The sequence below is a fragment of the Methylobacterium sp. EM32 genome, from assembly GCF_040593685.1.
Lineage (GTDB): Bacteria > Pseudomonadota > Alphaproteobacteria > Rhizobiales > Beijerinckiaceae > Methylobacterium.
Genome location: NZ_JBEXZS010000251.1, coordinates 23,587 through 49,565, shown reverse-complemented (window position 1 = coordinate 49,565; position 25,979 = coordinate 23,587). Strand labels below are relative to the sequence as shown.

24 protein-coding genes are annotated in these 25,979 nt (G+C 72.2%); 5 read left to right on the top strand and 19 right to left on the bottom strand.

Going from position 1 to position 25,979, the window contains the following annotated elements:
* From ABZT49_RS31670 to ABZT49_RS31655, 4 genes are all read left to right on the top strand, one after another.
* The coding region (locus tag ABZT49_RS31670) for a dihydrolipoamide acetyltransferase family protein (RefSeq protein ID WP_355292256.1) at positions 1-936 on the top strand (936 nt) is incomplete at its 5' end.
* 3 nt (positions 937-939) lie between these two features.
* Positions 940-2,328: a dihydrolipoyl dehydrogenase gene (gene lpdA / locus ABZT49_RS31665; protein ID WP_355292254.1), complete on the top strand. Its 1,389-nt coding sequence runs from the start codon at positions 940-942 to the stop codon at positions 2,326-2,328.
* A gap of 73 nt (positions 2,329-2,401) precedes the next feature.
* Positions 2,402-2,725 carry a hypothetical protein gene (locus ABZT49_RS31660; RefSeq protein WP_355292252.1) on the top strand — a complete coding sequence of 108 codons (324 nt, stop codon included), beginning with the start codon at positions 2,402-2,404 and terminating at the stop codon, positions 2,723-2,725.
* A gap of 179 nt (positions 2,726-2,904) precedes the next feature.
* A complete protein-coding gene (locus tag ABZT49_RS31655; RefSeq protein WP_355292250.1) occupies positions 2,905-3,906 on the top strand; it encodes a DUF3616 domain-containing protein in 1,002 nt (333 codons plus the stop codon).
* Between the two features lie 95 nt (positions 3,907-4,001).
* Here ABZT49_RS31655 and ABZT49_RS31650 read toward each other — a convergent pair whose 3' ends face one another.
* Positions 4,002-4,655: a hydrolase gene (locus ABZT49_RS31650; protein WP_355292248.1), complete on the bottom strand. Its 654-nt coding sequence runs from the start codon at positions 4,653-4,655 to the stop codon at positions 4,002-4,004.
* Positions 4,656-4,800: 145 nt separating this feature from the next.
* Between ABZT49_RS31650 and ABZT49_RS31645 the strand changes: the two genes are divergently transcribed.
* Positions 4,801-5,682 (top strand): LysR family transcriptional regulator, encoded by an 882-nt coding sequence (locus ABZT49_RS31645; RefSeq protein WP_355292246.1) that lies wholly within the window; start codon positions 4,801-4,803, stop codon positions 5,680-5,682.
* A 46-nt stretch (positions 5,683-5,728) separates the two neighbouring features.
* On the opposite strand, the gene ABZT49_RS31640 is transcribed toward ABZT49_RS31645, so the two are convergent.
* From ABZT49_RS31640 to bchB, 18 genes are all read right to left on the bottom strand, one after another.
* The gene (locus ABZT49_RS31640; protein WP_355292244.1) at positions 5,729-5,872 is read right to left on the bottom strand and encodes a hypothetical protein; all 144 of its coding nucleotides are present in this window, start codon (positions 5,870-5,872) and stop codon (positions 5,729-5,731) included.
* Positions 5,869-6,948, bottom strand: coding sequence for a phytoene/squalene synthase family protein (locus ABZT49_RS31635; RefSeq protein WP_355292242.1), 1,080 nt, complete (start codon positions 6,946-6,948; stop codon positions 5,869-5,871). Before ABZT49_RS31635 ends, ABZT49_RS31640 begins: the two co-directional genes overlap by 4 nt.
* Entirely contained in the window at positions 6,929-8,455 is a 1,527-nt protein-coding gene (gene crtI / locus ABZT49_RS31630; protein WP_355292240.1) for a phytoene desaturase family protein, read from the bottom strand. The genes ABZT49_RS31635 and crtI overlap by 20 nt, the downstream gene beginning before the upstream one ends.
* Positions 8,456-8,518: 63 nt before the next feature.
* A complete protein-coding gene (gene bchO, locus ABZT49_RS31625; RefSeq protein ID WP_355292238.1) occupies positions 8,519-9,406 on the bottom strand; it encodes an alpha/beta fold hydrolase BchO in 888 nt (295 codons plus the stop codon).
* 3 nt (positions 9,407-9,409) lie between these two features.
* Complete coding sequence (locus tag ABZT49_RS31620; RefSeq protein WP_355292236.1) at positions 9,410-11,158, bottom strand: magnesium chelatase subunit D; 1,749 nt, start codon at positions 11,156-11,158, stop codon at positions 9,410-9,412.
* Positions 11,155-12,177, bottom strand: a complete 1,023-nt coding sequence (bchI, locus tag ABZT49_RS31615) for a magnesium chelatase ATPase subunit I (RefSeq protein WP_355292258.1) — start codon at positions 12,175-12,177, stop codon at positions 11,155-11,157. The genes ABZT49_RS31620 and bchI overlap by 4 nt, the downstream gene beginning before the upstream one ends.
* Positions 12,178-12,451: 274 nt before the next feature.
* Positions 12,452-13,663 (bottom strand): 5-aminolevulinate synthase, encoded by a 1,212-nt coding sequence (gene hemA, locus ABZT49_RS31610; protein WP_355292234.1) that lies wholly within the window; start codon positions 13,661-13,663, stop codon positions 12,452-12,454.
* A 44-nt stretch (positions 13,664-13,707) separates the two neighbouring features.
* The gene (puhE, locus tag ABZT49_RS31605; protein ID WP_355292232.1) at positions 13,708-14,490 is read right to left on the bottom strand and encodes a putative photosynthetic complex assembly protein PuhE; all 783 of its coding nucleotides are present in this window, start codon (positions 14,488-14,490) and stop codon (positions 13,708-13,710) included.
* 7 nt (positions 14,491-14,497) lie between these two features.
* Positions 14,498-15,559, bottom strand: a complete 1,062-nt coding sequence (gene acsF / locus ABZT49_RS31600) for a magnesium-protoporphyrin IX monomethyl ester (oxidative) cyclase (protein ID WP_355292230.1) — start codon at positions 15,557-15,559, stop codon at positions 14,498-14,500.
* The gene (locus ABZT49_RS31595; protein ID WP_048432793.1) at positions 15,556-15,855 is read right to left on the bottom strand and encodes a hypothetical protein; all 300 of its coding nucleotides are present in this window, start codon (positions 15,853-15,855) and stop codon (positions 15,556-15,558) included. The genes acsF and ABZT49_RS31595 overlap by 4 nt, the downstream gene beginning before the upstream one ends.
* Positions 15,855-16,319: a photosynthetic complex assembly protein PuhC gene (puhC, locus tag ABZT49_RS31590; RefSeq protein WP_355292229.1), complete on the bottom strand. Its 465-nt coding sequence runs from the start codon at positions 16,317-16,319 to the stop codon at positions 15,855-15,857. Before puhC ends, ABZT49_RS31595 begins: the two co-directional genes overlap by 1 nt.
* A gap of 11 nt (positions 16,320-16,330) precedes the next feature.
* Positions 16,331-16,954, bottom strand: a complete 624-nt coding sequence (gene puhB, locus ABZT49_RS31585) for a photosynthetic complex putative assembly protein PuhB (RefSeq protein ID WP_355292227.1) — start codon at positions 16,952-16,954, stop codon at positions 16,331-16,333.
* Positions 16,951-17,742, bottom strand: a complete 792-nt coding sequence (puhA, locus tag ABZT49_RS31580) for a photosynthetic reaction center subunit H (protein WP_355292225.1) — start codon at positions 17,740-17,742, stop codon at positions 16,951-16,953. Before puhA ends, puhB begins: the two co-directional genes overlap by 4 nt.
* 12 nt (positions 17,743-17,754) lie before the next feature.
* Positions 17,755-19,161 carry an MFS transporter gene (locus ABZT49_RS31575; RefSeq protein ID WP_355292223.1) on the bottom strand — a complete coding sequence of 469 codons (1,407 nt, stop codon included), beginning with the start codon at positions 19,159-19,161 and terminating at the stop codon, positions 17,755-17,757.
* The gene (gene bchM / locus ABZT49_RS31570; protein WP_355292221.1) at positions 19,158-19,859 is read right to left on the bottom strand and encodes a magnesium protoporphyrin IX methyltransferase; all 702 of its coding nucleotides are present in this window, start codon (positions 19,857-19,859) and stop codon (positions 19,158-19,160) included. Before bchM ends, ABZT49_RS31575 begins: the two co-directional genes overlap by 4 nt.
* Complete coding sequence (gene bchL, locus ABZT49_RS31565; RefSeq protein ID WP_355292219.1) at positions 19,859-20,749, bottom strand: ferredoxin:protochlorophyllide reductase (ATP-dependent) iron-sulfur ATP-binding protein; 891 nt, start codon at positions 20,747-20,749, stop codon at positions 19,859-19,861. The genes bchM and bchL overlap by 1 nt, the downstream gene beginning before the upstream one ends.
* The gene (locus ABZT49_RS31560) at positions 20,746-24,462 is read right to left on the bottom strand and encodes a magnesium chelatase subunit H (RefSeq protein ID WP_355292217.1); all 3,717 of its coding nucleotides are present in this window, start codon (positions 24,460-24,462) and stop codon (positions 20,746-20,748) included. Before ABZT49_RS31560 ends, bchL begins: the two co-directional genes overlap by 4 nt.
* On the bottom strand, positions 24,437-25,975 hold the full coding sequence (gene bchB, locus ABZT49_RS31555) for a ferredoxin:protochlorophyllide reductase (ATP-dependent) subunit B (RefSeq protein ID WP_355292215.1): 1,539 nt from the start codon (positions 25,973-25,975) through the stop codon (positions 24,437-24,439). The genes ABZT49_RS31560 and bchB overlap by 26 nt, the downstream gene beginning before the upstream one ends.
* Positions 25,976-25,979 lie beyond the last annotated feature (4 nt).

Genomic DNA, 25,979 nt, shown 5'->3' with positions numbered 1-25,979 from the left:
GCCTGGAGCCGGCCCAGCCCGCGCCGGCTTCGGCGCCTCGGGCGGCCTCACAGCTGCGGTGGCGCTGGGCGCCGCGGCGGATTTTGGCGCCGGCGGGCGCTCGAAGCCGGCATCGACCTGCGTCAGGTCCGCGGCACGGGCCCGGCTGGCCGCGTCAGTCACGACGACCTCGACGCGTTCCTCAACGCTCCGCCCGAGGACGCCGCTCCCGCGCCCGCCGGCCGCGTCGCCCGCACGGGCGTGGAGGAGATCAAGGTCATCGGCCTGCGCCGGCGCATCGCCCAGCGCATGGCCGACGCCAAGCGCCGCGTCGCCCACTTCTCCTACGTCGAGGAGGTGGACGTGACGGCGGTGGAGGAGCTGCGCGCCGCCCTCAACCAGCGCCACGGCACCAGTCGTCCGAAGCTGACCCTGATCCCGTTCCTAGTCCAGGCCCTGGTGCGGGCCCTGCCGGACTTCCCGCAGATGAACGCCCACTACGACGACGAGGCGGAGGTGATCCACCGCCATGCCGGCATCCATGTCGGCATCGCGACCCAGACCCCGTCGGGCCTGATGGTGCCGGTGCTCCGCCACGCCGAGACCCGCGACGTGTGGAACGCGGCCGCCGAGGTGCGTCGCCTCGCCGAGGCCGCCCGCAACGGGCTGGCGGCCCGCGACGAGCTGTCGGGCTCGACCATCACCATCACGTCGCTGGGCGCGCTCGGCGGCATCGTGACGACGCCGGTGATCAACCGGCCGGAGGTGGCGATCATCGGCGTCAACAAGCAGGTGATGCGCCCGGTCTGGCGCGACGGCGCCTTCGTGCCGCGCCTGACGATGAACCTCTCGGCGTCCTTCGACCACCGGGTGGTCGACGGCTACGACGCCGCCCTGTTCGTGCAAGCGCTGAAGGGCCTGCTCGAGACGCCCGCGACGTTGTTCATGGAGGCCTGACCCGTGGGCGAGATCACCACCAAGCTCCTGGTGCTCGGCGGCGGCCCGGGCGGCTACGTCGCGGCGATCCGCGCCGGCCAGCACGGCATCGACACGGTGCTGGTCGAGGAGAACCGCTTAGGCGGCACCTGCCTCAATGTCGGCTGCATCCCCTCGAAGGCGATGATCCACGCCGCCGAGGCGTATCACGCCGCCCTCCTCCAGGCCGAGGATGCCTCGCCCTTCGGCCTCTCGGCCGGTCCGCCCCAACTCGACTTCACCCGCACTGTGGCGTGGAAGGACGGCATCGTCGGGCGGCTCAACACCGGCGTGGCGTCGCTCCTCAAGCGCGGCGGGGTCAAGATCCTGCGCGGGCGCGGGCAGATGGTCGACGGCAAGACCTGCCTCGTCGAGACCGATACCGGCCCCGAGCGGGTGCGGGCCGAGCACGTCATCCTGGCCACCGGCTCGGTTCCGGCGGCGCTCCCGCACATCCCCTTCGGCGGGCGCGTCATCTCCTCGACCGAGGCCCTGTCGCTCCCGAAGATCCCCGCCACGTTGGCGGTGGTCGGCGCCGGCTATATCGGCCTCGAACTCGGCACGGCGTTTGCCAAGCTCGGCGCCAAGGTCACGGTGGTCGAGATGGCCGAGCGGATCCTGCCGGCCTACGATGCCGAGCTGACCCGGCCGGTGGCCCGGCGCCTCGGGGGCCTTGGGATCGAGGTGCTGCTCGGCGCCAAGGCGACCGGGGTCTCGGGCGACGCGCTGGATGTCGAGGTCGGCGGCGAACACCGGACGATCCCGGCGGAGGTGATCCTGGTCGCGGTCGGCCGCAAGGCGCGCACGCAGGATCTCGGGCTCGACCGGCTCGACCTCGACATGAGCGGACCGTTCATCCGCATCGACGAGCGCTGCGCCACCTCAATGCGCAACGTCTGGGCGGTCGGCGACGTCACCGGCGAGCCGATGCTGGCCCACCGCGCCATGGCGCAGGGCGAGATGGTGGCCGACCTCGTGGCGGGGCGCCGCCGCGCCTTCCACAAGGTGGCGATCCCGGCGGTCTGCTTCACCGATCCGGAGGTGGTCTCGGCCGGCCTGTCGCCGGAGGAGGCCCGGGCCGCCGGGCACGAGATCCGCACCGGCCTCTTCCCCTTCGCCGCCAACGGCCGCGCCATGACGCTCGGCGCCGAGGACGGCTTCGTGCGGGTGACGGCCCGGGCCGACAACCACCTCCTGCTCGGCATCCAGGCGGTGGGCGCCGGCGTCTCGGAGCTGGCGGCGGGGTTCGGCCTCGCCCTGGAGATGGGGGCACGGCTCGAAGACATCGCCGGGACGATCCACGCCCACCCGACCCTCGGCGAAGCCTTCCACGAGGCGAACCTGCGGGCGCTCGGCGAAGCCCTCCACATCTGAGAGGCGCGCCGCCGGGTGAATCGCCGCTCGATATGCGAGAGGATCGTTCGTCCGGGCCGCGGAGGGACGAGGGGTGAGCGAGAAGAAGCGCCGGGCCACGGCTGCGGAGATCCGCGGCCGGGCCTTCGGCGACGTGATCGAGTGGCTGGAATACCGCGTCGCGGTCTGCCGCGACGGGCTGGAGCGCTACACCGCCTCGCACGGGGCCGACAGCCGGGCCGCCGCGGCGGAGCGCGCCGCGGCGTTCGAGGCCGAGCTGATCCTGCGCGAGATCGGCAAGCTGGCGCGCGAGGCGCCGCGCACGAGGACGTTCCGCGAGGCGGCCGAGGCGCGCCGCCGCTTCGTCGCCGCGCAGCGCGAGGGGGACGGCGGGGCGGACGCGCCGGAGGAAGCCTGACGCGCCACCGCCGCCTCCCGCCGAAGGCCGGGCACACGAAGAATTTTCCGCCTCAGCATTGAATAGATCCGGGCCCGCGTGAAATACTGCGAAGACGGCTCTGGCTGAAGACGGGCCGCGATCCAGGGAGAATCGCCATGACGGGCCGGGGCTCGAAACGCCTGGGGAGATTCGTTTCCGTGCTCGCTCTCTGCCTCCCGGCGCAAGGCGCGCGTGCCGAGGTGAAGACCGGGCCGGTTCTGATGCATTGGGGGCCGTGCGAGGCCTCCGGCGCCGTCCCCTACCCGGCCGGCAGCTTCGGCGACCGGTTCCTGGTGGTCGACGACGAGAGCAACGCGTTGCGCCTCTACAAGGCCGACGAATCCGGCCCGCCGCTGATGCTCAAGGGCGGCGATCTCGACGCGGCGCTCGCGACCGGCGGCCGCGAGGAGCCCGCCAAGGCCGACCTCGAATCCCTCGCCTGGCTCGGTAGCGACCTGGTGCTGATGGGCTCCCACGCCCGCGACTCCGAGGGGCGCACCCGCGAGGCCTCGCGCCAGATGCTCGCCCTCGCGGTCGGCGGTGACCCTAAGGCCCCTGCGGTGACGCCGAAGGGCAAGCCGTTCCAGGGCCTCGCCAAGGCCATCGCCGACCTCGACCCGCGCCTGTCCGAGCGTATCGCCGTCGATCTCGCGGCCAAGGCGAGCCTGAGCCCGCGGCGGCGCGGCTTCGCCATCGAGGGCCTGAGCCCGATGCCCGACGGGCGCGGCCTGTTCGTGGGCCTGCGCAACCCGCTCAACGCCGACAACGACGCCCTGGTGGTGCCGTTCGAGAACCCGGCCGAGGTGCTGGCGGGCGGCGCAGGCCCGAAGCTTGCCAAGCCCGTCGCCCTCGACCTCAAGGGCCGCGGCATCCGCGACATCGCCTACGCGCCGGGCCTCAAGGCGTATTTCCTGATCGCCGGCGGCTCGGGCAGCGGCGGCGAGGCCGCCGACCTCTACCGCTGGTCCGGCACGGCCGGCGAGGCGCCGTCCCGCGTCGCGGGCGTGGCGGAGGCGCTGGCGGCGCTCCCCGACTTCCAGCCCGAGGGCCTGATCGTCGCCGCCGACGGCAAGAAGGTGCAGCTGATCAGCGACGACGCCGACGTCTGCCCGGCGCGCAAGCCGCAGGGTTTTCGGAGTGTGGTGCTGGATCTTGAGTGAGGGGGCGGCCGCCCCCACTCGGCTTCCGATCAGACGACGTGATCCCGGAACTCGTCTCGCGGCGAATCCCGGGATCACGCTGCGTCCAGCCCGGATTATCGGGCGGTGCCGGGAACGAGCGTGTTGAGCAGCTGCTGTTCCCACAGGAACGCGATACCGCTGCCGCCGGCATGCTGCGTGATCACCTCCGTCAGCGCAGCCGCCTGTTCGGCCCGCGCCCAGTCGCGCTGCCATTCGGCGGCGACGGCGAGCCAGGTCATCACGTTCGCGCCGGCCGCGATCATGCGCCGGATCGCGACGTCGTGGGCCTCGACCGATACCCCGCCCGAGGCATCCGTGACGACCGTCACGTCCCAGCCTTCGCCCAAGGCCTGGATCGCCGGCATCGCGACGCAGACCTCGGTCCACAATCCCGCGATGACGAGCTGCTTGCGGCCCGTCGCCGTCACCGCCTCGACGACCTTGCGGTCCTCCCAAGTGTTGATGAACGTGCGGTCGAACACCTCCTGGCCGGGGAACACCTCGGTGACCTGCGGAAAGAGCAGGCCGCCGCGCTCCGCGATCACGGTCGTCAGGATCGTCGGGACGCCGAAAGCCTTGGCGGCCTTCGCCAGGCCCGCCGTGTTGTTGATGACCATCTGCGGCTCGTGGCTATTCACGTTCGCAAGCTGGTAGGGCTGATGGTCGATCAGCACGAGCACGGAGTCCTCAGGGCGAAGAAGAGAAGCAAGGCCGTTGCGGCGGGTCATGTTTGTTCCTTGATCTGCTGTGGGCGAGGCCGGACTGGTCGAGCAATGCCTCGACCGTGGGCTGCCTGGAGACCCTGTCACCGCGTTCCATAATGCGATAGTACTCGTGAGAGCTACGGTGCGTCGCGCAACGGGGAACGCCGAATTGGATATCGAAGAGCTGCGGACCTTCGTGGAAGTGGCCGATGCCGGCGGCGTATCGGGCGCCGCGCGTCGCCTCGGCCTCTCAAAATCGGTGGTCAGTCGCCGGCTCCTGCGGCTCGAGACGGAGCTCGGCGTGCAGCTTCTCGCCCGAACCACCCGCGGGGTGGCTCTCACGGAGGCCGGGGCGACCTTCCGGGACTACGCCGCCCGCGCCTGCGCCGAGATCGATTCAGGCCGGGAATCGATCATGCCGGACGGCGAGCTTCGCGGCCGCTTCCGCGTCGCGGCCCCGCTGACCTTCGGTCCGAGCCATTTCGCCGCGATCATCGCCACCATGGCGAGGCTCCATCCTAGGCTCCATATCCACACTTGCTACACCGATCGGTTCGTCGACCTCGTCGCGGAGGGCTACGATTGCGCGATCCGGGTCGGTTATCTGCCGGATTCCGATTTGCTCTCGCGGCGCGTCGGGCCGCTTTATGGAAAGCTCGTTGCGAGCCCGATCTACATCGACACCCATGGGTCGCCCGAAATCCCGGAAGACTTGCTCGCTCACCAATCCCTGATGCAGGGCAACGAATCCTGGCAGTTCATGGACGGCGCCGACATCGTCACGGTTCGCCCGCGCGGGCGCTTCAAGGCCGATAACGGCACGGCCCTGGTTGCGGCGGCCACCGCAGGTCTCGGGATCGCCTGGCTTCCCGATGGCATCACCGGGGACTACTTGGCCTCCGGAGCGCTCGTAGCCGTAATGACGCGCTATCCGCCGCCGCCGGCAGGCATCTACGTCGTTCGTCCACCGGGTCGGCATCCGGCGCCGAAGGTGGGAGCACTCACGGAGCTGTTGATTGACTGCTTCGAAAAATCCCGGGAGAGCCGCTAACGTTTACGTATGAAATCTTCGCAGCGTCCATCACAGTCAAGATTTGTCACGCCTCCCCCGACTTGTCCTCCCGGCGCGCCACTCTGCGCCGCTTGTCCCGCCGCAGTACCCACAATTGCCAGAACCCGATTCCCAGCACCGCCCCGAAGACCAGCCCGAAATCCAGCAGCGCGAACAGCGTCTGGCTCACGACGGGGCCGCGCCGCCGAACCGCTCGCGCTCGCGCAGGGTCTCGATGAGGTCGAGCACGCGCACGGCCCGCCCGCCGAGGTTCCACCAGGCCGGCCGCGGGGCAGCGGGAGGCACAGGCATCGCCGTCACCGCCTCGACCAGGAAGGCCGCCTCCGGCAGGGCCGGCCGGTCGGCGCGGCGGGACGAGGACGTGAGGACCGCGCGGGCAAGCAGCCGCGCCTTGCGGGCGCCCGGCACCCGGGCGCGGCGGGTCACCGAATCGAGCCCGCTGCGTGTGAGGTCGCGGCCGATCTCGGCGTAGATCAGCCCGGCGGCGCGCACGGCCGGGCGGCAAGCGGGCGGTAGCATCGCGATGCCGGATCCCGCCCGCGCGTAGAGGAGGTCGGCGGCAGCGAGCACGCGGGCGACGACGGCGGCCAAAGCCGGGCTCGGCTCGGGATGGGCCAGGAACGCATCGGGGTCGAGCCCGGCCTCGCGCAGCCAGGATTCGGGCAGGTAGAGGCGCCCGTTGCGGGCATCCTCGCCGACGTCGCGGGCGACGTTGGTGAGCTGCATGGCGATGCCGAGGTCGCAGGCCCGGGCCAGCGCCTCGGGCGAGCGCTCGCCCATCACCAGCGTCATCATCGCCCCGACCGAGCCGGCGACCCGGGCAGCGTAGGCGACGAGGGAGGAGAGGTCCGGATGGCGCCGGCCGGCGGCGTCCCAGGCGAGGCCCTCGAGGAGCGCGGCGGGCAGCGCCTGGGGGATCGCGTGGCGGGTGACGATCTCGGCGAGCGCCCGGTCGGCGGCCGCATTCGCGGGCCGGCCGGCATAGGCGGCCGCCAGGCGCGCCCGCAGGCGCGGCACCGCGTCGGCCCGGGCGCCCGCCCCGTCGACCGCGTCGTCGGAGAGGCGGCAGAAGGCGTAGAGCCCGTAGGCGTCGCGGCGCACCGCCCTGGGCAGCAGCCACGAGGCGGCGTAGAAGCTGCGCGAGCCGGCCCGGATCGCCGCCCGGCAGGCGGCGTGGTCGGCGGCGCGGGCCAGGGACGCGGCGAAGGGCGTCTGACGACGCGGATCAGGCGAAGACGGCTGCATCCGGCACCACGCGATCGAGGATCTTGGAGGAGGAGAGCACGCCCGGCAGCCCGGCCCCCGGATGGGTGCCGGCGCCGACGAGGTAGAGGTGGCGCACCGCGCCGCAGCGGTTGTGCGGGCGGAAATACGCGCTCTGGGTCAGGATCGGTTCGAGGCCGAAGCCCGAGCCGCGAAACGCCAAAAAATCGTCGGAGAAATCCTGCGGCGTCGTCACCCGGGAGGTGGCGAGGGCCTCCGACAGGCCGGGCAGCACGGTGGCTTCGAGCCGCGCGGCGATGCGCTGCCGGAACGGTTCGGCGAGCCGCGCCCAGTCCTGCCCGCCGGCGAGGTTGGGCACCGGCGCCAGCACGTAGAACGCGTCATGGCCCGGCGGCGCGACGCTCGCGTCGGTCGCGGTCGGGCGATGCAGGTAGAGGCTCATGTCCTCGGCCAGCACTTTCCGGGAAAAGATGTCGTCGAGGAGCCCGCGATAACGGGGGCCGAGCAGGATCGTGTGGTGGGCGAGGTCCGGATAGGTCCGCCGCGTGCCGAAATACCAGACGAACAACCCCATCGAGGAATGCGCCCGGTCGAGCCGGCGCTCGCGCCAGCCCCGCGCCTCCGGAGGCAGCAGGTGGAGCGCCGTCACGGCCGAATCGGCGTTCGACACTACCACGTCGGCGGCGATCTCCGTGCCGTCGGCGAGGGCCACGCCCCGCGCGGTGCCGTTCGTCACCAGGATCCGCTCGACCTCGGCGCCGCAGCGCACCTCGCCGCCCTGGCCCTCGATCAGGCGCACCATCCCGCGCACCAGGGCGCCGGTGCCGCCGAGCGCCGAATGCACGCCCCAGCGCCGCTCTAGGGCGGCGATCAGGCAGTAGAGCGCGCTCGCCCGGAACGGCGAGCCGCCGATGAGGAGCGGGTGGAAACTGAACGCCGTGCGCAGGCGCTCGTCGCGGAAGACCGAGGAGACCAGGCCGTAGACGCTGCGGTGGCCGCCGATCCGCAGGAGGTCGGGGGCGATGCGCAGCATGTCGGTGAGGCGACCGAACGGCACCGCGCCGAGCTGCTCGAACCCGACCCGGCACAGCTCGTCCGAGAGCGCCATGAAGCGGTCATAGGCGGGTGCCTCGCCAGGCGACAGGCGCTCGACCTCGGCGCGCATCGCCTCGGCCTCGCCGCACATCGCGAAGGTGGCGCCATCATCGAAGCGGATGCGGTAGAACGGCCGCATCGGCACCAGCGTCACGTTGTCGGCGAGGGATCGCCCGCATAGGCCCCACAGCTCCTCGAACAGGAACGGCGCGGTGACGATGGTCGGCCCGGCATCGAAGGTAAACCCGTCCTGCCGGTGCACCCGCGCCCGCCCGCCGGGCTGGTCCAGGCGCTCCAGCACGCTCACCCGGTAGCCCCGCGCGCCGAGCCGGATCGCCGCCGCGAGCCCGCCGAAGCCGCTGCCGATCACCACCGCACGGGGTCTGCGCCGGGCGGTCGTGACCCGCGGCGGCGCGTCGTCGAGTGTCAACATAAGTTGACACTATCATCGCGGTCGGGGCGGGTGGCAAGCGGGAAAGTCGGTGGCGGCGTTAGGCTATGCCGGGGCGCGGGACTGAGCCATCGCGGCCCGGATCAGCTCGGCCACCACCTCCGGCTTCTCCTCGTGCGCGAGGTGCCCGAGGCCGCGCAGCAGTTCCACCCGCGCCCGGCCGCCGAGGCGGTCGGCGAGGCCGAAGGACACGTCGGGGGCGATCGTGCGGTCCTGGCCGCCGACGATCAGCAGCAGCGGGGCCTTGAGGCGGGGCAGGTCGCGGTCGAGGGGGATCAGGTCCCAATGCGCCATCATGCCCAGCGCCCCGGCGACGTGGCCGGGCGTCTGGAACAGGCGGCGGTAGAGGTCGAGGCCGGTGCGGTCGAGGGTCGAGCCGGTGCCGTGGATCAGCCGCTCCACCGCCGCCCGGTCGGCCGACCAGGCGAAGACCCGCGGCGTGACCGGGTTGAGGAACAGGGCGCGGGCCATCGCCGGGAAGATGAAGCCGGCCATGCCCGGGAAGGGCTTCAGGGCGGCGTTGAGCCCGACGAGGAGGCGCGGCGATAGGGCTCCGTCGAGGCAGAGCCGGGCGAGGATCGCCGCGCCGGCGGAATGTCCGACCGCGATCTCGGGCGCCAAGCCGAGGACCCGCAGGAGGTCGCCGAGCGCCCGGGCCATCCGCGGCAGCGAGGGCGTCGGCAGCGGATCGGTGAAGCCGTGGCCCGGCAGGTCGGGGGCGATCACCCGGTAGTCTTTCGCCAGGAGCGGCAGCAGCCCGCGCCAGGAATGGGTCGCCGCGCCGGTGCCGTGGACGAGGAGCAGCACCGGGCCCGCCCCCGCCTCCTGCACGTGCCAGGTCAGGCCGCCGGCGGACACGAAGCGGCTCGCCTCGCGGTTCGGCCAGTCGCGGCCCTCGCGGGCGAAGGCGGGTCGGTCGTCGGTAGGAGGCATCGGTCAACCCGGCGGGGCGGCCTCGCGCACGGCCCGGGTCAGGCGCGCGGCGTCGGCCTGCGGCATGGCGAGGTAGCGCGCGGCCATGGCGGCGGCGAGCGTCCGGGCGGAATCCTGCGGGCGGGCGGCGGTGTCGATCACCAGGGCGCGCGTGCCCGTCGCCGCCAGCGCTTTTGCCGCGCTGAGCGCGTCGGCGCCCGCCTGGGCCCGGCCCGGCGCACCGGAGCGGGCGACATTGGCGCGGCCGTCGGTGAGGAGCAGCACGGTCGCGCTGCGGCCGGCCCGGCGCTCCATGGCGGCCAGCCGTCCGGCCGCCTCGATCCCGGCCGCGAGCGGCGTGCCGCCGCCGCCGGGAAGCGACGCGAGCGCGCGCTTGGCCCGCACCAGCGAACGGGTCGGGGCGAGGAGCAGGTCGGCGCCGCTGCCGCGGAACGCCACCAGGGCGACCCGGTCGCGCCGCACGTAGCACTCGGCGAGGAGCGATTCGACCGTGCCCTTGGCCTCGGCCAGCCGCTCCAGGGCGGCGGAGCCGGAGGCGTCGACCGCGAAGATCGTGGTGGTCTCTCGCTTCTGCACCAGGCGGCGGATGCGCAGGTCGTCGGCGGTGATGCGCAGGCGGGCCTCGGCCTCGCCGCGGCGCAGGCGCTGCCAGGGTGCGGCGGCCCGCAGGGTCTCGATCAGGGCGAGGCGGCCGCGGCGCGGATCGCCCGGACGCGCCCCGACCGGACGCCCGCGTTGCGCCGATGTGGCGGCGCCCGCGCGGCCGGCGCCGGGACTGCGCGTCCGAGGGCCCTCGCCGGCGAGCAGGCGGGCGAGGAGGCCGGGCGGCAGGCTCGCCGCGACGGCAGCGAGCACCCGGTCGTCGAGGCACTGATGCTTGCCGATCCGGTCGTCCTCCTGCCGGTCCGCCGGTTCGGCCTCGTCCGGGCCGGGCGGCGGTTCTGATGGCGCCTCGCTCTTGTCGTCGGGCCAGGCGCGGGCCCGGGGCGCGAGCACCAGGGCGACGGCAGCCGTGAGGTCGGCATCCTCCAGGGCCGCGCGCCCGGAGAGGGCAGCGTGCAGACGTGCCACCCGCAGGGCGAGGAGCGGCGCGCGCAGGGATGCAATGCCGAGGCGTGCCGCGACGGCGCACAAAGTCTCCGCCGCCTCGGGCGGGACGTCTGCCTGAATGGCACCGGCACCGGCACCGGCACCGGCACCGGTGAGGTCGGGAAGCGGCGGCGCAGCCGCGAGGGCGCCGGGCGGCACGGCGTCGAGATCGAGATGGAGGGCCGCCCGGTCGGCGAGGCAGGCCGGCAGCGCCTCGTCCTCGCCCTCCCCCTCGTCGAGGAGCACAAGGCCGAAGCGCGCCGGGTGGCGGGTCGCGATCCCGTCGCGGGCGACCTCGACGGCGCCGGTATCGAGCGCCTGCGCGATCCGCGCCGCGGTGCCGGGCCCGAGCCGCTCGGCCATCGGCACCACCACCATCCCGCCATGGCTGCGGGCGATCAGCCCGGGCTGCGCCACCGGACGCCCCGTCGCCAGGGTCGCCGGCAGGTCGAGCCCGCCGAGGAGCGCATCGTCGGCGATGCCGGCCGGCAGGCGCGTCACCGGGGTGCCCTCCGGGAGAAGGGCGTGCAGGCGCGCGAGCCAGGTGTCCCGCACCGGGCCGGGCCGGGCCCGCACGACGACGCTCGTTCCCGCCGGGTCGATCGCCAGCAGGGACGCCGCGAGGCAGGCCTGGATCCAGGCCGCGTCGGGTGCAGCGCTCACCCGAGCACCTCGACCAGCGCCCGGGCGATCCGCGCCTCGGAGCCGGCCTCGTCGAGGGGGTTGCGGCGCAGACGGTGGCTCAAGGCGCTCGGGGCGACGTCGCGCAGGTGGTCGAGGGTCACGGTCGTGGCCCCGTCGAGGCTCGCCGAGGCGCGGGCCGTGCGCATCAGGGTCAGCTCGCCGCGCAAGCCGTCGGTGCCCAAAGCCAGGCACAGGCGGGCGGCGGCCTCCAGTACCGAATCCGGCACCACGACCTCGGGCAGCTGCGCGCGCGCCGCCAGGATCGCCCGCCCGAGCCGCCCCTCCTCCGCCGACCACTCGGCGGCGAAGGCCGCCGGGTCGCGTTCGTAGGCGTCGCGGCGGCGCACGATCGTCACCCGGGTCGCGAGGTCGGTGGGCGTCGTCACGGTGACGGCGAGGCCGAAGCGGTCGAGGAGCTGCGGGCGCAGTTCGCCCTCCTCCGGGTTGCCGCTACCGACGAGGACGAAGCGCGCCGGGTGGCGCAGGCTCAATCCCTCGCGCTCGACGGTGTTGACGCCGGAGGCCGCCACGTCGAGGAGCAGGTCGACGAGGTGGTCCTCCAGGAGGTTGACCTCGTCGATGTAGAGGAAGCCGCGGTTTGCGCGGGCGAGCAGTCCCGGCTCGAACGCCTTCTCGCCGGCCCCGAGCGCCCGGCCGATATCGAGGGCGCCGACGACCCGGTCCTCGGTGGCGCCGAGGGGCAGGTCGACCACCGGCACCGGCATGGTCTTCACCGTGAGCCCCTGCACCCGGCGCGCCGCGCAGGCCGGGCAGAGCGAGGCGGCGTCGACCGGATCGCAGGCATACGCGCAGCCCGCCACCGCCCGCATCGGCGGCAGCAGGGCGGCCAGCGCCCGCACGGCGGTGGATTTTCCGGTGCCGCGGTCGCCGAAGACCAGCACCCCGCCGACCGCCGGATCGACCGCCGCGACGAGGAGCGCACGCCGCATCGCATCCTGCCCGACGATGGCCGAGAACGGATAGGGCGGGCGCGGCATCGCCTCGGCGCGCGCGGCCGGATCCACGACGGTCGGCGTCGAGAAGCCCGGCTTGGAAGCCCGCCGGGACAGGGCCGAGTGGGTGGGGGCCACGGTTCGCGTCCTCGAAGGCTGACGATGGAGGCAGGATCGGCCGGGATAGCGGGATTGTCTAATGAAATTGACGGTTGGTTTTGGTGACATACTTGCATCAGCTTTTTGCTGAGAGGCCGCGATGGTCGCGCGCAAAGAACCCTCCCCCGCAGAGGGGGGAGGGTTCAGGAACCGCAGCGCCCTAGGCCGCCCGGGCCAGCCCGATCCGTCCCCAGATCGCCCCGAGCGCTGTCGCCAGATGGTCGATATCGGCGTCGCTGTGCAGGGGCGACGGGGTGATGCGCAGGCGCTCGGTGCCGCGGGGGACGGTGGGATAGTTGATCGGCTGGACGTAGATCCCGAACTCGTCGAGCAGCGTGTCGCTGATCTGCCTGCACTGCACCGGATCGCCGACCATCACCGGCACGATATGGCTCGGATTGTCGAGGAGCGGGATGCCGATTGCCGCGAGCCGCCGGCGCACCGCCGCGACCCGGTCCTGGTGGCGGGCGCGCTCGACCCCGCTCGCCTTGAGGTGGCGGATGCTCGCCGCTGCGCCCGCCGCGATGGCGGGCGGCAGCGAGGTGGTGAAGATGAAGCCCGAGGCGAAGCTGCGCACGAAGTCGCACAGGGCCGCGGAGGCGGCGATGTAGCCGCCCGAGACCGCGAAGGCCTTGCCCAGCGTCCCCTCGATGACAGTGAGACGGTGCATCAGCCCGTCGCGCTCGGCGATGCCGCCGCCGCGGGGGCCGTAGAGGCCGACCGCGTGGACCTCGTCGAGATAGGTCATGGCGCCGTGCGCCTCGGCCACGTCGCAGAGCTCGGCGATCGGCGCGATGTCGCCGTCCATCGAGTAGACGGATTCGAAGGCGACGAGCTTCGGCAGCTTCGGGTCGACGAGGCGGAGCTTGCGGTCGAGGTCGTCGGGATCGTTGTGGCGGAAGATGTGGCGCTCGGCGCGGCTGGAGCGGATGCCCTCGATCATCGAGGCGTGGTTGCCCTCGTCGGAGAAGACCACGCAGCCCGGCAGCTTCGAGGCGAGCGTGCCGAGCCCGGCCCAGTTCGAGACGTAGCCCGAGGTGAAGAGGAGCGCCGCCTCCTTGCCGTGCAGGTCGGCGAGCTCCTGCTCGAGCAGCACGTGGTAGTGGTTGGTGCCCGAGATGTTGCGGGTGCCGCCGGCTCCTGCGCCGCAGCGGTCGATCGCCTCGTGCATCGCCCCCGTCACCGCCGGGTGCTGGCCCATACCGAGATAGTCGTTCGAGCACCACACCGTCACCTCGCGGGTGCCGTGCGCGCCGTGCTGCGTGGCGTAGGGGAACCGGCCGGCCTGGCGTTCGAGGTCGGTGAAGACCCGGTAGCGCCCCTCGCGGCGCAGACCTTGGAGAGCGGCGGAGAAGTGCGCTTCGTAGTCCATCGAATGTCCCCTTGTACGGTGTTTTTCTAGTCGTGTTCTTGTGGTTACGGAGCCGCGTCGGCTCCGGGGCGGCGGGCGGGCAGCCCCCAGCCCCAGAGCGCGGCGGAGGGCAGCGGCAGCATCAGGAAGCCGTGCTCCAGGATGGCGAGGGCCATCAGGGTCGCCATCATCGTATGGCCGGAGCGCTTGAAGGCCGAGGCGCTCTCGGTCACGGCGGGGTGCAGCAGCACCAGGAGGAAGCCGGTGGCGAGGATCATCGCCACCGGAAACAGCGCGTTCATCGGCGCGCGGCGAAAGAAGCTGCCGAGATAGCGCAGATGCTCGGGCAGGAACTCGGCGTTGAGGTTGCGCACGCCGAGGAAGAGGTTGAGCCGGGCGCTGAGGTTCATCCCCCACAGCACCAGGTAGGTCCAGAGCGCCATCCGGTTCGGGCAGCCCGCCGTCAGCCAGGCGATGGCGACGAACCCGAGGATGATCGCCGCCTCGTGCCAGAGGTTGGTCGCCGCGGCGGCACCGAACCGGGCGAGGCCCCGGTCGGTGGCCAGCCCCGGGGTACGCCGGGGACCGGCGAGATAGCCCATGTAGAAGGCCATCTCCTGCCAGCCCCAGACGATCAGGGCTGCCGTGAAGGCCGCGTAGGCCCCCGCCTCGCTCTCCTGTGTCGCGCTCCAGGCGACGACCCAGAGGGCGGCCGCCAGTGCCAGCGTCGTCGCGCCGAAGCTCCAGACGTGGGTGCGGCGCGGCCGGTGGTTGAGCCAGAGGATCGCTCCGGTCAGGAACCACCAGATCACGACAGCGTAGAGGATCGGCGCGGCGTAGTCGGACATGCGGGCGCTACCAGGCGGGGCTGAGGCGGATCTGCGCGGGCATCGGGTTGGCTTTCGCCGGCATCACCATCAGCCGCCCGAAGGCGAGCGCCGCCTTCGCGGCGTAGCCGGCATGCTTGATCTTGCCGACGATCCCGCCCTGCGCCTTCGCCTCCTCGATGCCGCGGGCGCAAGCGAGCAGCCGCTCGAGGCCGGCCCGGAAGCCCGGATTCCCGATGTCGAGGGTGAGCGGAAACACCTGGCGCGAGATCTCGGATGTGATGGCGAAGACCTGGAAATCGTACTCCTTCGGGTCGACTCCGAGCGCCTTGTGGAAGGCCGGCCGGCACTGGTCGCGCACGTACATCGTGCAGAACACCGCCAGCAGGAAAAACTTGATCCAGTAGTAGTTGACGCCGGTGAGCAGCTTGGGGTTGGCGCGCATCAGCAGCGCAAAGGCCTCGCCGTGGCGGAACTCGTCGTTGCACCACTTCTCGAACCACTTGAAGATCGGGTGGAAGCGCTTGTCCGGATGGCGCTCGAGGTGGCGGAAGATGGTGATGTAGCGGGCGTAGCCGATCTTCTCCGAGAGGTAGGTGGCGTAGAAGATGAATTTCGGCCGGAAATGAGTGTACTTCTTGGCCTTGGTCAGGAAGCCGAGATCGATGCCGACCCCAAAGTCCTTCAGCGTGTCGTTGATGAAGCCGGCGTGCCGTGCCTCGTCGCGGCTCATGAAGCCGAACAGCTCGCGGATGTCCTTGTTCTTGGCGCGCTTGCGCATCTCGGCGTAGAGCACGCAGCCCGAGAACTCGGCGGTGATCGACGAGACCAGGAAGTCGAGGAATTCCTTGCGCAATTCCGGATCGAGGCCGGACAGGTCGAGGTCGAAGTCGGAATTGCGCACGAAGTGGCGCTTGTTCGGGTCCGAGCGCATCTCGGCGATCAGCACGTCCCACTCGGCCCGCACCGGCTCGACATTGGTGCGGTCGAGTTCCTCGAAGTTCGTGGTGTAGAAGCGGGGGCTCAGGAACGTGGTTTGCTGAGCAGATTGGGTGCTCTCGTTCGGGGTCTTCAGGGTCGTCGCGCTCATAGCCGCGTCCTTTCCGAGAAGCTGACTTCGTAGAGTTCGGTGAGCTCGAAATGGCCCGCGATGCGGGTCCACAGGCGCTCGACGGCGCCGGCGCGCACCACCGTGGCGGTGCGGCGCACCACGATCCGGTCGCCGTAGGGCACAGAGGTCGGCGCGTCGTGCACCGTGACCTCGTCGCCCGGGGCGATGAGCAGTCCCCCGTCCAGCGTGACGTGGGCGTGCAGGCTCTCGGCCGTCTGCTCGATCTCGACCGTGCACGGCACCTCGATGCGGCGTCGGCCGCCCAACCAGTGCATCACGATGCGCCCCTCCCCTGTTCGAGCAGCCGCGCGAAGGCGGCCGCATTGCCGAGCCCGAAAGCTTCGAGGTTGATCCGCCGGCCCGTCGCGGCGTCATCGAGCGAGAGCGTGCCGTTGTCCCAGCGGGTGAGCCGGAACGGCGGGGTGCGCGACAGGCCCTCGCGCAGCCGCGCCTGGGCCATCACCCGGAGGGTCGCGCGCAGGAACCCGTCCTCGCCGGGCTGCACCTCCGCAACGAGGCGGCCGTCAGCGGCGTTGCGGAGATCCACCCGGCCGTCCGGCCGGTCCTCGACCGTGAGATCGAGGACCTGGACGGCCTGGGCCGGCGGCATCTGCGTGGTGCCGATTCCGCCGAACCGTCCGATCGCCACCGCCGCCAGCGAGAAGGCGACGAGGAGGCCGGCATTGCGCAGGAGGACCCGCGGGACCGGGATGTCACTGCCTGCGAGATTTTGCGCCATTCGAGCCTCCCCTAGTGGCCTGCCGCCGCGAGGCGGCCGGGGAGGACGGAGGCGGTCTCGGTGGCGGGCGGCAGGGCCTGCACCGGCTGGCCGTTCGCCTCGGCGAGCGCCGCGGCGATGCGCTTGGCGACCGCCTCGGCGTCCGGCACGCAACGCAGCATCGGCTCGGGCCGGGTCAGGCGCCAGGGCCGGGCATGCGGCCAGAGATGCAGGTAGGCCAGCCGCACGCCTGGCTTGAGCCGCAGGGGCAGGTCGCCGCTGCCGTCGCTGAGCCGGCGGAAGGCGGCGCCCTCGATCTCCTTCAGCGGGAGATTGATGTCCATCTGGAGCGCGATGCCGATGCGCAGCATCAGCCGCCGGTCGGTCAGGGTGTAGACCGTGGTACGGCAAGCGCCCCAGGCGAGGAGGAACAGGATCGCCAGCGCCAGCGCGCCGGCGAGCAGGACCGGCCAGGCCGCCGCGACCCGCCCGGCCGAGACCGCCTGATAGAGCGCGAGCCCGCCGAAATAGACCGCCACGAGATCGACGTGGAAGGCTCGGCGCGCCAGGCTGAGGAGCATCGGGCGGCCCTGCCACAGCAGGCGCTCGCCCTTCGGCAGCGGGCCGGGCAGCCCATGAGGAAGAGTGTCCGTCACAGCAGCGGCTCCTGGCGGGCGTCGGTGGCGTAGAGCGTGCCGGCGCCGTAATAGGCGATGACCCGCTCCTCCTCCCGCAGCGTGATGCTGTCGGGGTCGCGGTGTTGGGGCACGCCGGCGAACTGGCGGGCGAGCAGGGCCGCGACGACGATCTTCTTCTCCCGGCTGAAGCGGTGCAGGTCCGCGAAGGTCACCGGGATCAGCACGGTGCGGTCGCGGGCGCCCTCGATCTCCATCTCGTAGTAGCGCGGCAGCGACTCGCCGCGATCGACCCAGATCTCCGTGACGGTGCCGGCCCGCACCCCGTCGGCGCCGTAGACCGGCAGGCCGCGCGGATCGGGATCATCCGCCGAGACCGTGAACTCGTCGGCGACGCGCATCGGCACGATGCGGGTCTTGCCTTCCCAGGTCAGGTCGGGCCGCTCGGCGCGCAGAGCATAGGCGCCCGGGCCGACGCCGTCGGCGAGGCGGGAATCGTCGGTCGAGGTCGGGACGATCGGGGCACCGGGCCAGGGTTCGAGCTTGACCGCCTTGAGCGGGCCGACCGGTCCCTCGTGCGGGCGCGGCGCCAGCACGGTCGAGCCGTCGGCGAGCAGGAAGGTTTTGGGACTTGGCACGAACAGCCAGTCCCAGCCCTTGAGGCCGCCATGGACCTCGGATTCGAGGGGATAGCCTTCCCGGCGATCCTCGCGGCGGAGATAGAAGACCAGGCCGGCGAAGAAGATCCAGAAGGCGTAGAGCACCACTTGCGCGACGTCGAGATAACCTGTGAGGGCACCCTTGGGCATGATGGCCTCCTTCTACGGTAGGGCCGGACGGGCGGAGAGCGGGGCGCGATCGGGCCGGCGCACCAGCGGTCCGATCGCCACCAGGGTGGCGAAGAGGAGCCCGATCTCGATGTGGTAGACGACGAGGTAGCCGGTGGACGCCTCGGAGAGCGCCTCGCCGAGGCGGCCCGAGACCGCGAGCGCCGAGCCGAGATCGCGCAGGATCCCGCTCGCCGCGATGGCGAGGCCGGCGGCGCAGGCCTGGACCGCACCCCAGGCGCCGAGCGCCAGCCCGGTCTGCTCCGCCTGCGCGCCGGCCATCGAGGCGGTGAGCGTACCGTGGGCGAAGAGCCCGCCGCCGACGCCGATCAGCGCGACGCCGCAGGCGAAGAGACTGCCGGAGCTTAAGGGGGCGGCGAAGACGACCGCCGAGAAGGCCGCGATGCCGACGACCGCGCCGGCCGCCGCGACCCGGAACGGATCGCCGCCGCGGTTGAGCCAGCGCGCCGCGGTGAGGAGCCCCACCCCGCCGCCGACCGCGAGCACGGCCGTCAGCGCGGTCGTCGCGGCGACCGGCAGGTGCAGGATCTGGCCGCCATAGGGTTCGAGCAGGATGTCCTGCATGCTGAACCCCGCCGTGCCGAGGCCGGTGGCGATGAGGCGCCGGCGCGCCTGCGGCTGGGCGGCGTAGGTCCGCCAGGCATCGCCGAAGCGGCGCGGGGTCTCCGTCTTGCGGGAGGTGTCGCGCGGCTCCTGCTTCCACAGGGCGATGCCGTTGAGGATGAGGGTGGCGAGCGCCGCGCCCTGGATCACCTGGATCAGCCGGATGGCCGAGAAGTTGTGCAGCGCGATTCCGAACACCACCGCGCTCGCCATCATGCCGGCGAGCAGCATGGCGCAGAGCAGCGCCACCACCTTCGGGCGAGCATGGGCCGGCGCGAGGTCGGTGGCGAGCGCCAGCCCCACGGTCTGCGTGGTGTGGAGGCCGGCGCCGACGAGCACGAAGGCGAGCGCCGCGGCCGCCTGGCCGATGACGATCGGACCGGTCGTGTCGCCCGACAGGATCAGGAGCGCGAACGGCATGATGGCGAAGCCGCCGAATTGCAGCAGCGTGCCGAACCAGAGGTAGGGCACCCGCTTCCAGCCCAGCACCGAGCGGTGCGTGTCGGAGCGGAAGCCGATCAGTGCCCGGAAGGGAGCGGCGAGCAGCGGCAGCGCCAGCATCACGGCGACGATCCAGGCCGGCACCGCGAGCTCGACGATCATCACCCGGTTGAGGGTGCCGATCAGCAGCACCGCCGCCATCCCGACCGTGACCTGGAACAGCGACAGGCGCAGGAGCCGGCCGAGGGGCAGCTCCTCGGTCGCGGCATCCGCGAAGGGTAGGTAGCGGGGCCCGAGCTCGGCGAGCGCCCGGGCGAGGCGGTGGGCCGTGCTCATCGGCGCGCCAGCTCCAGGGCGTTCGAGAGGTAGAAGCCGGAATTGACCCGGCGGCTGCGGGCCACCGCGAAGGCCGCGAGGCCCGGCTCGGCGGCGATGCGGCGGCGTAAGGCGCCCTCGCCGACCGGCTCGATCGCCGGCGCCCGCTCGCCGCGGGGGAAGAGGCGGCCGGCGGCGTGCATCACGGTGAGCAGCGGGGTGCGCGGCGCGACCGTGAAGAGGAGCGACGCATCGGTGCGGCGGGCGAGCGCCGCCAGCGCCCGGACGATGTCGGGCGTGCGGTAATGGATCAGCGAATCCATCGCCACGACGTGGTCGAAGCGCCCCAACCCCTCGTCCAGCATGTCGCCGACCTGGAAGTCGAGGCAGCCCGGGAGCCGCAGGCTCGCGGTGCGCTCGCGGGCGAGATCGATCAGCGTCGGCGACACGTCGACCGCGACGACCTCGGCGCCGCGCCGCGCCGCCTCGACGGCGAGCGCGCCGGTGCCGCAGCCGGCATCGAGCAGGCGCCGCCCGGTGAGGTCGGCCGGCAGCCAGGACAGGAGTTCGGCCCGCATCGCGTCGCGGCCGGCCCGGACGGTGGCGCGGATGCGGCTCACCGGCGCGTCGGAGGTCAGCCGCGCCCAGGCCTCGACGGCGGTGCGGTCGAAATAGGTTTCGAGCTGGGCCCGGCGGGTGGCGTAGGTGGAGCTGGTCATCAGTCGAAGCCCAGGAACTCGAACAGGTCGCGGTCCTTCATCGGCACCGCTGGGAGCGGGTCGACGCCGGCCCAGAGCTGCTCGGCGAGCTGCAGGTACTCGGCCTGCACCGCCAGCAATTCCGGCGAGGGATCCATCTCGAACAGGGTCGCCTTCTTCAGGCGCGAGCGGCGCACCACGTCGAGATCGCGGAAATGGGCGAGGCGCTTCAAACCCACCGCCTCGTTGAACCGGTCGATCTCGTTGGTCTCGGCCGACCGATTGGCGATGACGCCCCCTAAGCGCACGCCGTAATTCTTCGACTTGGCGTGAATCGCCGCGACGATGCGGTTCATCGCGAAGATCGAGTCGAAGTCGTTCGCCGTGACGATCAGCGCCCGGTCGGCGTGTTGGAGCGGCGAGGCGAAGCCGCCGCAGACGACGTCGCCGAGGACGTCGAAGATCACCACGTCGGTGTCCTCGAGCAGGTGATGCTCCTTGAGGAGCTTCACCGTCTGCCCGACGACGTAGCCGCCGCAGCCGGTGCCGGCGGGCGGTCCCCCCGCCTCGACGCAGCGCACGCCGTTATAGCCCTCGACGACGAAGTCCTCGACGCGCAGCTCCTCCGAGTGGAACTGCACCGCCTCCAACGCATCGATGACCGTCGGCGCCAGGCGCTTCGTCAGCGTGAAGGTCGAATCGTGCTTCGGGTCGCAGCCGATCTGGAGCACCCGCTTGCCGAGCTTCGAGAAGGCGACCGAGAGGTTCGACGAGGTCGTGCTCTTGCCGATGCCGCCCTTGCCGTAGACGGCGAAGACCTTGGCGGTCTCGATGCGGATGTCCGGATCGAGGGCGACCTGGAGGCTGCCCTCCTCCCGCCGCGGCACGGGGTTTCGGATCGCGATGTTCATGCGGCAGCCTCCGCGGTGATGCCTTCGAGCCGGTCTTCCAGGGCCTCCTCGGCCCGGTCGAGCGCGGCACGGGTCTCTGGGTCGGGGGTCCAGAAGCCGCGCCGATGCGCCTCGATCAGGCGGTGGGCGACCTTGGCCGAGGCGGCGGGGTTGAGCGCCGCCATGCGCTCGCGCATCACCTCGTCGAGGACGTAGGTCTCGGTGATACGCTGGTAGATCCAGGGTGCGACCTGATCGGTGGTGGCCGACCAGCCCACGGTGTTGGTGAGGTGCTGGTCGATCTGGCGCACGCCCTCGTAGCCGTGGCCCAGCATCCCCTCGACCCATTTCGGGTTGAGCATCCGGGTGCGAGTCTCGAGCGCCACCTGCTCGGAGAGCGAGCGCACCCGGCCCTCGCCACGGGTCTGGTCGCTGATATAGACCGGCACCGAGGTCCCCCGGGCCTTCGCCACGGCGCGGGCCATGCCGCCGAGCCCGTCGAAATAATGGTCGACGCTGGTCACACCGACCTCGACCGAATCGAGGTTTTGGTAGGCGAGGTCGACCCCTGCCAGCACCGCCTGCATCAGGGCGCGGCGGGGCTCCGGCTTGCCGGTGCGGCCATAGGCGAAGCTCTTGCGGCGCGAGAACGTCTCGCACAGCTCCGTCTCGTCCTCCCAGCGCCCGGAATCGACGAGGTGGTTGAGGTTGGCGCCGTACGCTCCTTCCGCGTTGCTGAAGACCCGGAGCGCCGCCGTCTCGATGTCGATGCCCTGCGCAGCCTGGTGGGCGAGCGCGTGCTTGCGCACGAAGTTCATCGCCTCCGGCTCGTCGGCGGTGGCGGCGAGGTAGGCGGCTTCCGCGAGCAGCTTGGTCTGGAGCGGCAGCAGATCGCGGAAGATGCCGGACAGCGTGGCGACCACGTCGATCCGCGGGCGGCCGAGGTCTTCGAGCGGGATCAGCACCGCGCCGCAGAGCCGGCCGTAGCCGTCGAAGCGCGGCGTCGCGCCCATCAACGCGAGGGCCTGCGCGACGGGGGCGCCCTCGCTCTTGAGGTTGTCGCTGCCCCACAGGACGAGCGCGATGCTCTCCGGGTAGGTGCCGCCATCGGCCGCGTGGCGGACGAGCAGTTTTTCCACCTGGGCCCGGCCGTCGGCGAGCGCGAAGGCGCTCGGGATGCGGTAGGGGTCGAAGCCGTGCAGGTTGCGGCCCGTCGGCAGGATCGCCGGCGAGCGCAGCACGTCGCCGCCGGCGACCGGCGCGACGAACCGACCGTCGAGGGCGCGCAGCAACGCTGGGATCTCGTGATCCTCGGCGAGCAGCCGGTCGGTCTCGGAGAGCGCCCGGAAGGCGGCGAGCGTCGCCTCCTCGGCGGGCAGGCCCGAGGCCGCGACCGCCTCTTCCGGCGCGGCGCCGTCGACCAGCCGGGCGATGCCGGCGCGCTCCGGCGCGAGGCCGTGGACGGACTCCGCGAGCGCCAGCAGCAGGTCGACCCGCTCCTCCGCCGGCGTGCCCTGTCCCACCACGTGCAGCCCGTGCGGGATCAGGGTGTGTTCGAGCTCGACGAGCCGCACCGACAGGGCGGCGATGCGCTGTTCCGCATCCTCGCCCCATTCCTCGCCCTCGGCGAGGTCGAGACCGAGGGCCTGGCCGTGGATCAGGATCGCGAGCTTTCCCCGCTCGACCGCATCCTCCGGCGGCAGGGCGCGACGGCGCTCCAGCGACGCCTTGAGGTCGATGAGGCCGCGATAGAGCCCGGCCAGGGCGAGGCTCGGCGTCAGGTAGCTCACGAGCGTCGCCGCCGCCCGGCGCTTGGCGAGGGTGCCCTCCGACGGGTTGTTGGCGGCGTAGAGGTAGACGTTCGGCAGCGCGCCGATCAGCCGCTCGGGCCAGCAGGCGGCCGAGAGCCCGGTCTGCTTGCCGGGCATGAATTCGAGCGCCCCGTGAGTGCCGAAATGCAGCACCACGTCGGCGGCAAAATCCTCGCGCAGGTAGCGGTAGAAGGCCGAGAAGGCGTGGGTCGGGGAAAAGCCCTGCTCGAACAGCAGGCGCATCGGGTCGCCCTCGTAGCCGAAGGCCGGCTGTACCCCGACGAAGACGTGTCCGAACTGGGCGCCGAGCACCAGGATCCCGCCGCCATCGGTCTGGTGGCGGCCCGGCGCCGGGCCCCACTGCGCCTCGATCTCGGCGAGATGGGCCTCGCGCCGCACGTGCTCGTCGGCCGAGATGCGGTGCGCGACGTTGGCCGGCGTCCCGTAGCGGGCGGCGTTGCCCTCCAGCACCCGGGCGCGCAGGGCGTCGACGGTCTCCGGCACCTCGACGGAATAGCCGTCCGCCTTCAGGCCGGTGAGCACGCGGTGGAGCGATTCCCAGACGGACAGGAAGGCGGCAGTGCCGGTGGCGCCGGCATTCGGCGGGAAGTTGAACAGCACCACCGCGACCTTGCGCTCGGCGCGCGCGCGGGAGCGCAGGGAGACGAGGCGGGCCACGCGGTCGGCGAGGCGAGCCGTTCGCTCGGGGTGCACCGCCATGTCGCGGGACTCACCCACGTTGGCGGCGCGGCCGCCGAACACCATCGGGGCGGTGGCGCCATCGAGCTCGGGGATCGCCACCATCATGGTCGCCTCGACCGGCGACAGGCCGCGGGCGGAGGCCTCCCACTGCTCCAGGCTCTGGAACTCGACCGCCTGGGCGGCGAGGTAGGGTACGTCGAGCCGCGCCAGCATCGCGCTCGCGGCGGCCGCGTCGTTGTAGGCGGGACCGCCGACGAGGGAGAAGCCTGTGAGCGAGACCAGCGCGTCGATCGCCGGCCTTCCGTCGCGCAGGAAGAATTTTTCGACCGCCGGGCGGTTGTCGAGCCCGCTGGCGAAGGCCGGCACGACGGTGAGCCCGCGCGCTTCGAGCGCCGCGATCACCCCGTCGTAATGGGCGGTGTTGCCGGCGAGCACGTAGGAGCGCATCAGCAGGAGGCCGACCCGGCCCGCCTTGCCGGAGGCCGGCAGCGTGTCGAGGCGCTCGGTCACCCGCTCAGGCGTACGCGGGTGGTAGAGGCCGGTCTCCGGATAGGCCAGCGGCTCGGCGGCCGTGAGGTGGCGGCGCCAGGCGGCGCGCGGGCCGGCGGCGTAGCGGCCGGCGAGGAAGCGCACCAGGTTGACGACGTTCTCGTCCGAGCCGGCGAGCCAGTATTGCAGGGTCAGGAAATAGGCCCGCACGTCCTGGGCCGAGCCCGGGATGAAGCGCAGGATCCGGGGGATCTGGCGGATCAGCGCCATCTGGCGCGCGCCGCTGCCCTGGGTCCCGCCCGGGCCCGACTTGCCGCGCAGGCGCTTCAGGAAGTCGAGCGCGCCGCGCTGCGACCCGTCCATGGCGAAGCGGTTCATCCGGGTGGTGCGCACCACCTCGGCCGCCGAGAGGCAGCCCACCATCGCGTCGCAATCCGGACGGCGTTCGAGCAGAGCGGGGAGCACCGCCCGGACGTGCTCGTCCATGAACAGCATCGCCGAGAGCACGATGTCGGCCCGGGCGATGTCGGCCCGGCAGGATTCCAGGGCTGACGGGTCGGTCTCCCACTCCGCGGCGGCGTGGAAGCCGAGGACGAGGGTGGGAGCCGTCTTCGCCAGCTCCCGGCGCGCCCGCTCCACCGCCCCGGCGAGGTGGTTGTCGAGGGTGACGATGACGACGCGCAGCTCCGGCAGCGCGCCCGGTCCGTCACCGGCTGAAATGCGCTTTGGCATCGTACAGGGTCTCGACGGTGATGAGCGGGAGCGCCCGCTCGCGGGCGAAGCGTTCGGCGTTGTGGCGGGCCTTGCCCCGCACGAAGAACGGGACCTTCTTCAGCTCGCGCTCGGCCTCGATCGACCAGACGACCGGCGCGACGGCAGTGGCGGGCGCGGCCAGCACGACGGTCTCGGCCTCGGTCTCCTGCGGCCTTCCGCCGAGATGCGAGGGAGCGACACCATCGTGGAACTCGGGGTCGTCCCGGAACATCGCCAGCAGGTGCTCCTCGAGCCCCATCATCAGCGGATGGACGAAGGTGTCGAAGAGGACGTTGGCGCCCTCGAAGCCCATCTGCGGCGCGTGGCGGGCCGGCACGTCCTGCACGTGCATCGGCGCCGAGATCACCGCGCAGGGGATGCCGAGACGCTTGGCGATGTGGCGCTCCATCTGGGTACCGAGCACCAGTTCCGGCTGCGCCGCCGCGATCGCCGCCTCCACCGCGAGGTAATCGTCGGTGACCAGCGCCTCGACGCCGTGGGCGGCGGCCTCCGCCCGCACCTCGCGGGCGAATTCGCGCGAGTAGGTGCCGAGCCCGACGACGGAGAAGCCGATCTCGCGCGAGGCGACCCGGGCCGCCGCGACCGCGTGGGTGGCGTCGCCGAAGACGAAGACGCGCTTGCCGGTGAGATAGGTCGAATCGACCGAGCGCGAGTACCAGGGCAGGCGCGAGCCCTCCCCCTCGAGGACCGGCGCCGGATCGACGCGAGCGAGCGCCGCCACCGCCTCGACGAAGGCGGTCGTGCCCTTCACGCCGATCGGGCTCGTCTCGACGAAGGGCTGGCCGTGGGTGCGCTCCAGCCATTGCGCGGCGCTGCGCGCCACCTCTGGGTAGAGCACGACGTTGAAGGCGGCGTTCCCGAGCCGCCCGAGATCGGCCGGCGTGGCGCCGAGCGGCGCCACCACGTTGACGGCGATGCCGAGTTCCCCGAGGAGGCCGCGCACCTCGCGCAGGTCGTCGCGGTGGCGGAAACCGAGCGAGGTCGGCCCGAGGATGTTGCAGCTGGCCTGGATCCGGGGGGCGTCGCTGCGCGGTCCGGCGAGCGTCCGCACGAGGCGGTAGAAGGTCTCGGAGGCGCCCCAGTTCTCCTTCTTCTGGTAGGCCGGCAGCTCCAGCGGGATCACCGGGATCGGCAGGCCGAGCGCCCGCGACAGCCCGGCCGGATCGTCCTGCAGCAACTCGGCGGTGCAGGAGGCGCCGACGATCATCGCTTGCGGCTGGAAGCGGTCATAGGCTGCGGCTACCGCCTGCTTGAAGATCTCGGCGGTGTCGGAGCCGAGGTCGCGGGCCTGGAAGGTGGTGTAGGTCACCGGCGGGCGGGCGCCGTGCCGCTCGATCATGGTGAAGAGCAGGTCGGCGTAGGTATCGCCCTGCGGCGCGTGCAGCACGTAGTGCAGGCCGCGCATCGCGGTGGCGACCCGCATCGCGCCGATATGGGGCGGGCCCTCGTAGGTCCAGAGCGTCAGCTGCATGGTC

Coding starts and splice junctions, on each gene's coding strand:
- ABZT49_RS31650 (WP_355292248.1), bottom strand. CDS start 4,655: ATGACCCGCCGCAACGGCCTTGCTTCTCTTCTTCGCCCTGAGGACTCC.
- ABZT49_RS31635 (WP_355292242.1), bottom strand. CDS start 6,948: ATGCAGCCGTCTTCGCCTGATCCGCGTCGTCAGACGCCCTTCGCCGCG.
- crtI (WP_355292240.1), bottom strand. CDS start 8,455: ATGTTGACACTCGACGACGCGCCGCCGCGGGTCACGACCGCCCGGCGC.
- bchO (WP_355292238.1), bottom strand. CDS start 9,406: ATGCCTCCTACCGACGACCGACCCGCCTTCGCCCGCGAGGGCCGCGAC.
- bchI (WP_355292258.1), bottom strand. CDS start 12,177: ATGCCGCGCCCGCCCTATCCGTTCTCGGCCATCGTCGGGCAGGATGCG.
- hemA (WP_355292234.1), bottom strand. CDS start 13,663: ATGGACTACGAAGCGCACTTCTCCGCCGCTCTCCAAGGTCTGCGCCGC.
- puhE (WP_355292232.1), bottom strand. CDS start 14,490: ATGTCCGACTACGCCGCGCCGATCCTCTACGCTGTCGTGATCTGGTGG.
- acsF (WP_355292230.1), bottom strand. CDS start 15,559: ATGAGCGCGACGACCCTGAAGACCCCGAACGAGAGCACCCAATCTGCT.
- ABZT49_RS31595 (WP_048432793.1), bottom strand. CDS start 15,855: ATGCACTGGTTGGGCGGCCGACGCCGCATCGAGGTGCCGTGCACGGTC.
- puhC (WP_355292229.1), bottom strand. CDS start 16,319: ATGGCGCAAAATCTCGCAGGCAGTGACATCCCGGTCCCGCGGGTCCTC.
- puhA (WP_355292225.1), bottom strand. CDS start 17,742: ATGCCCAAGGGTGCCCTCACAGGTTATCTCGACGTCGCGCAAGTGGTG.
- ABZT49_RS31575 (WP_355292223.1), bottom strand. CDS start 19,161: ATGAGCACGGCCCACCGCCTCGCCCGGGCGCTCGCCGAGCTCGGGCCC.
- bchM (WP_355292221.1), bottom strand. CDS start 19,859: ATGACCAGCTCCACCTACGCCACCCGCCGGGCCCAGCTCGAAACCTAT.
- bchL (WP_355292219.1), bottom strand. CDS start 20,749: ATGAACATCGCGATCCGAAACCCCGTGCCGCGGCGGGAGGAGGGCAGC.
- ABZT49_RS31560 (WP_355292217.1), bottom strand. CDS start 24,462: ATGCCAAAGCGCATTTCAGCCGGTGACGGACCGGGCGCGCTGCCGGAG.
- bchB (WP_355292215.1), bottom strand. CDS start 25,975: ATGCAGCTGACGCTCTGGACCTACGAGGGCCCGCCCCATATCGGCGCG.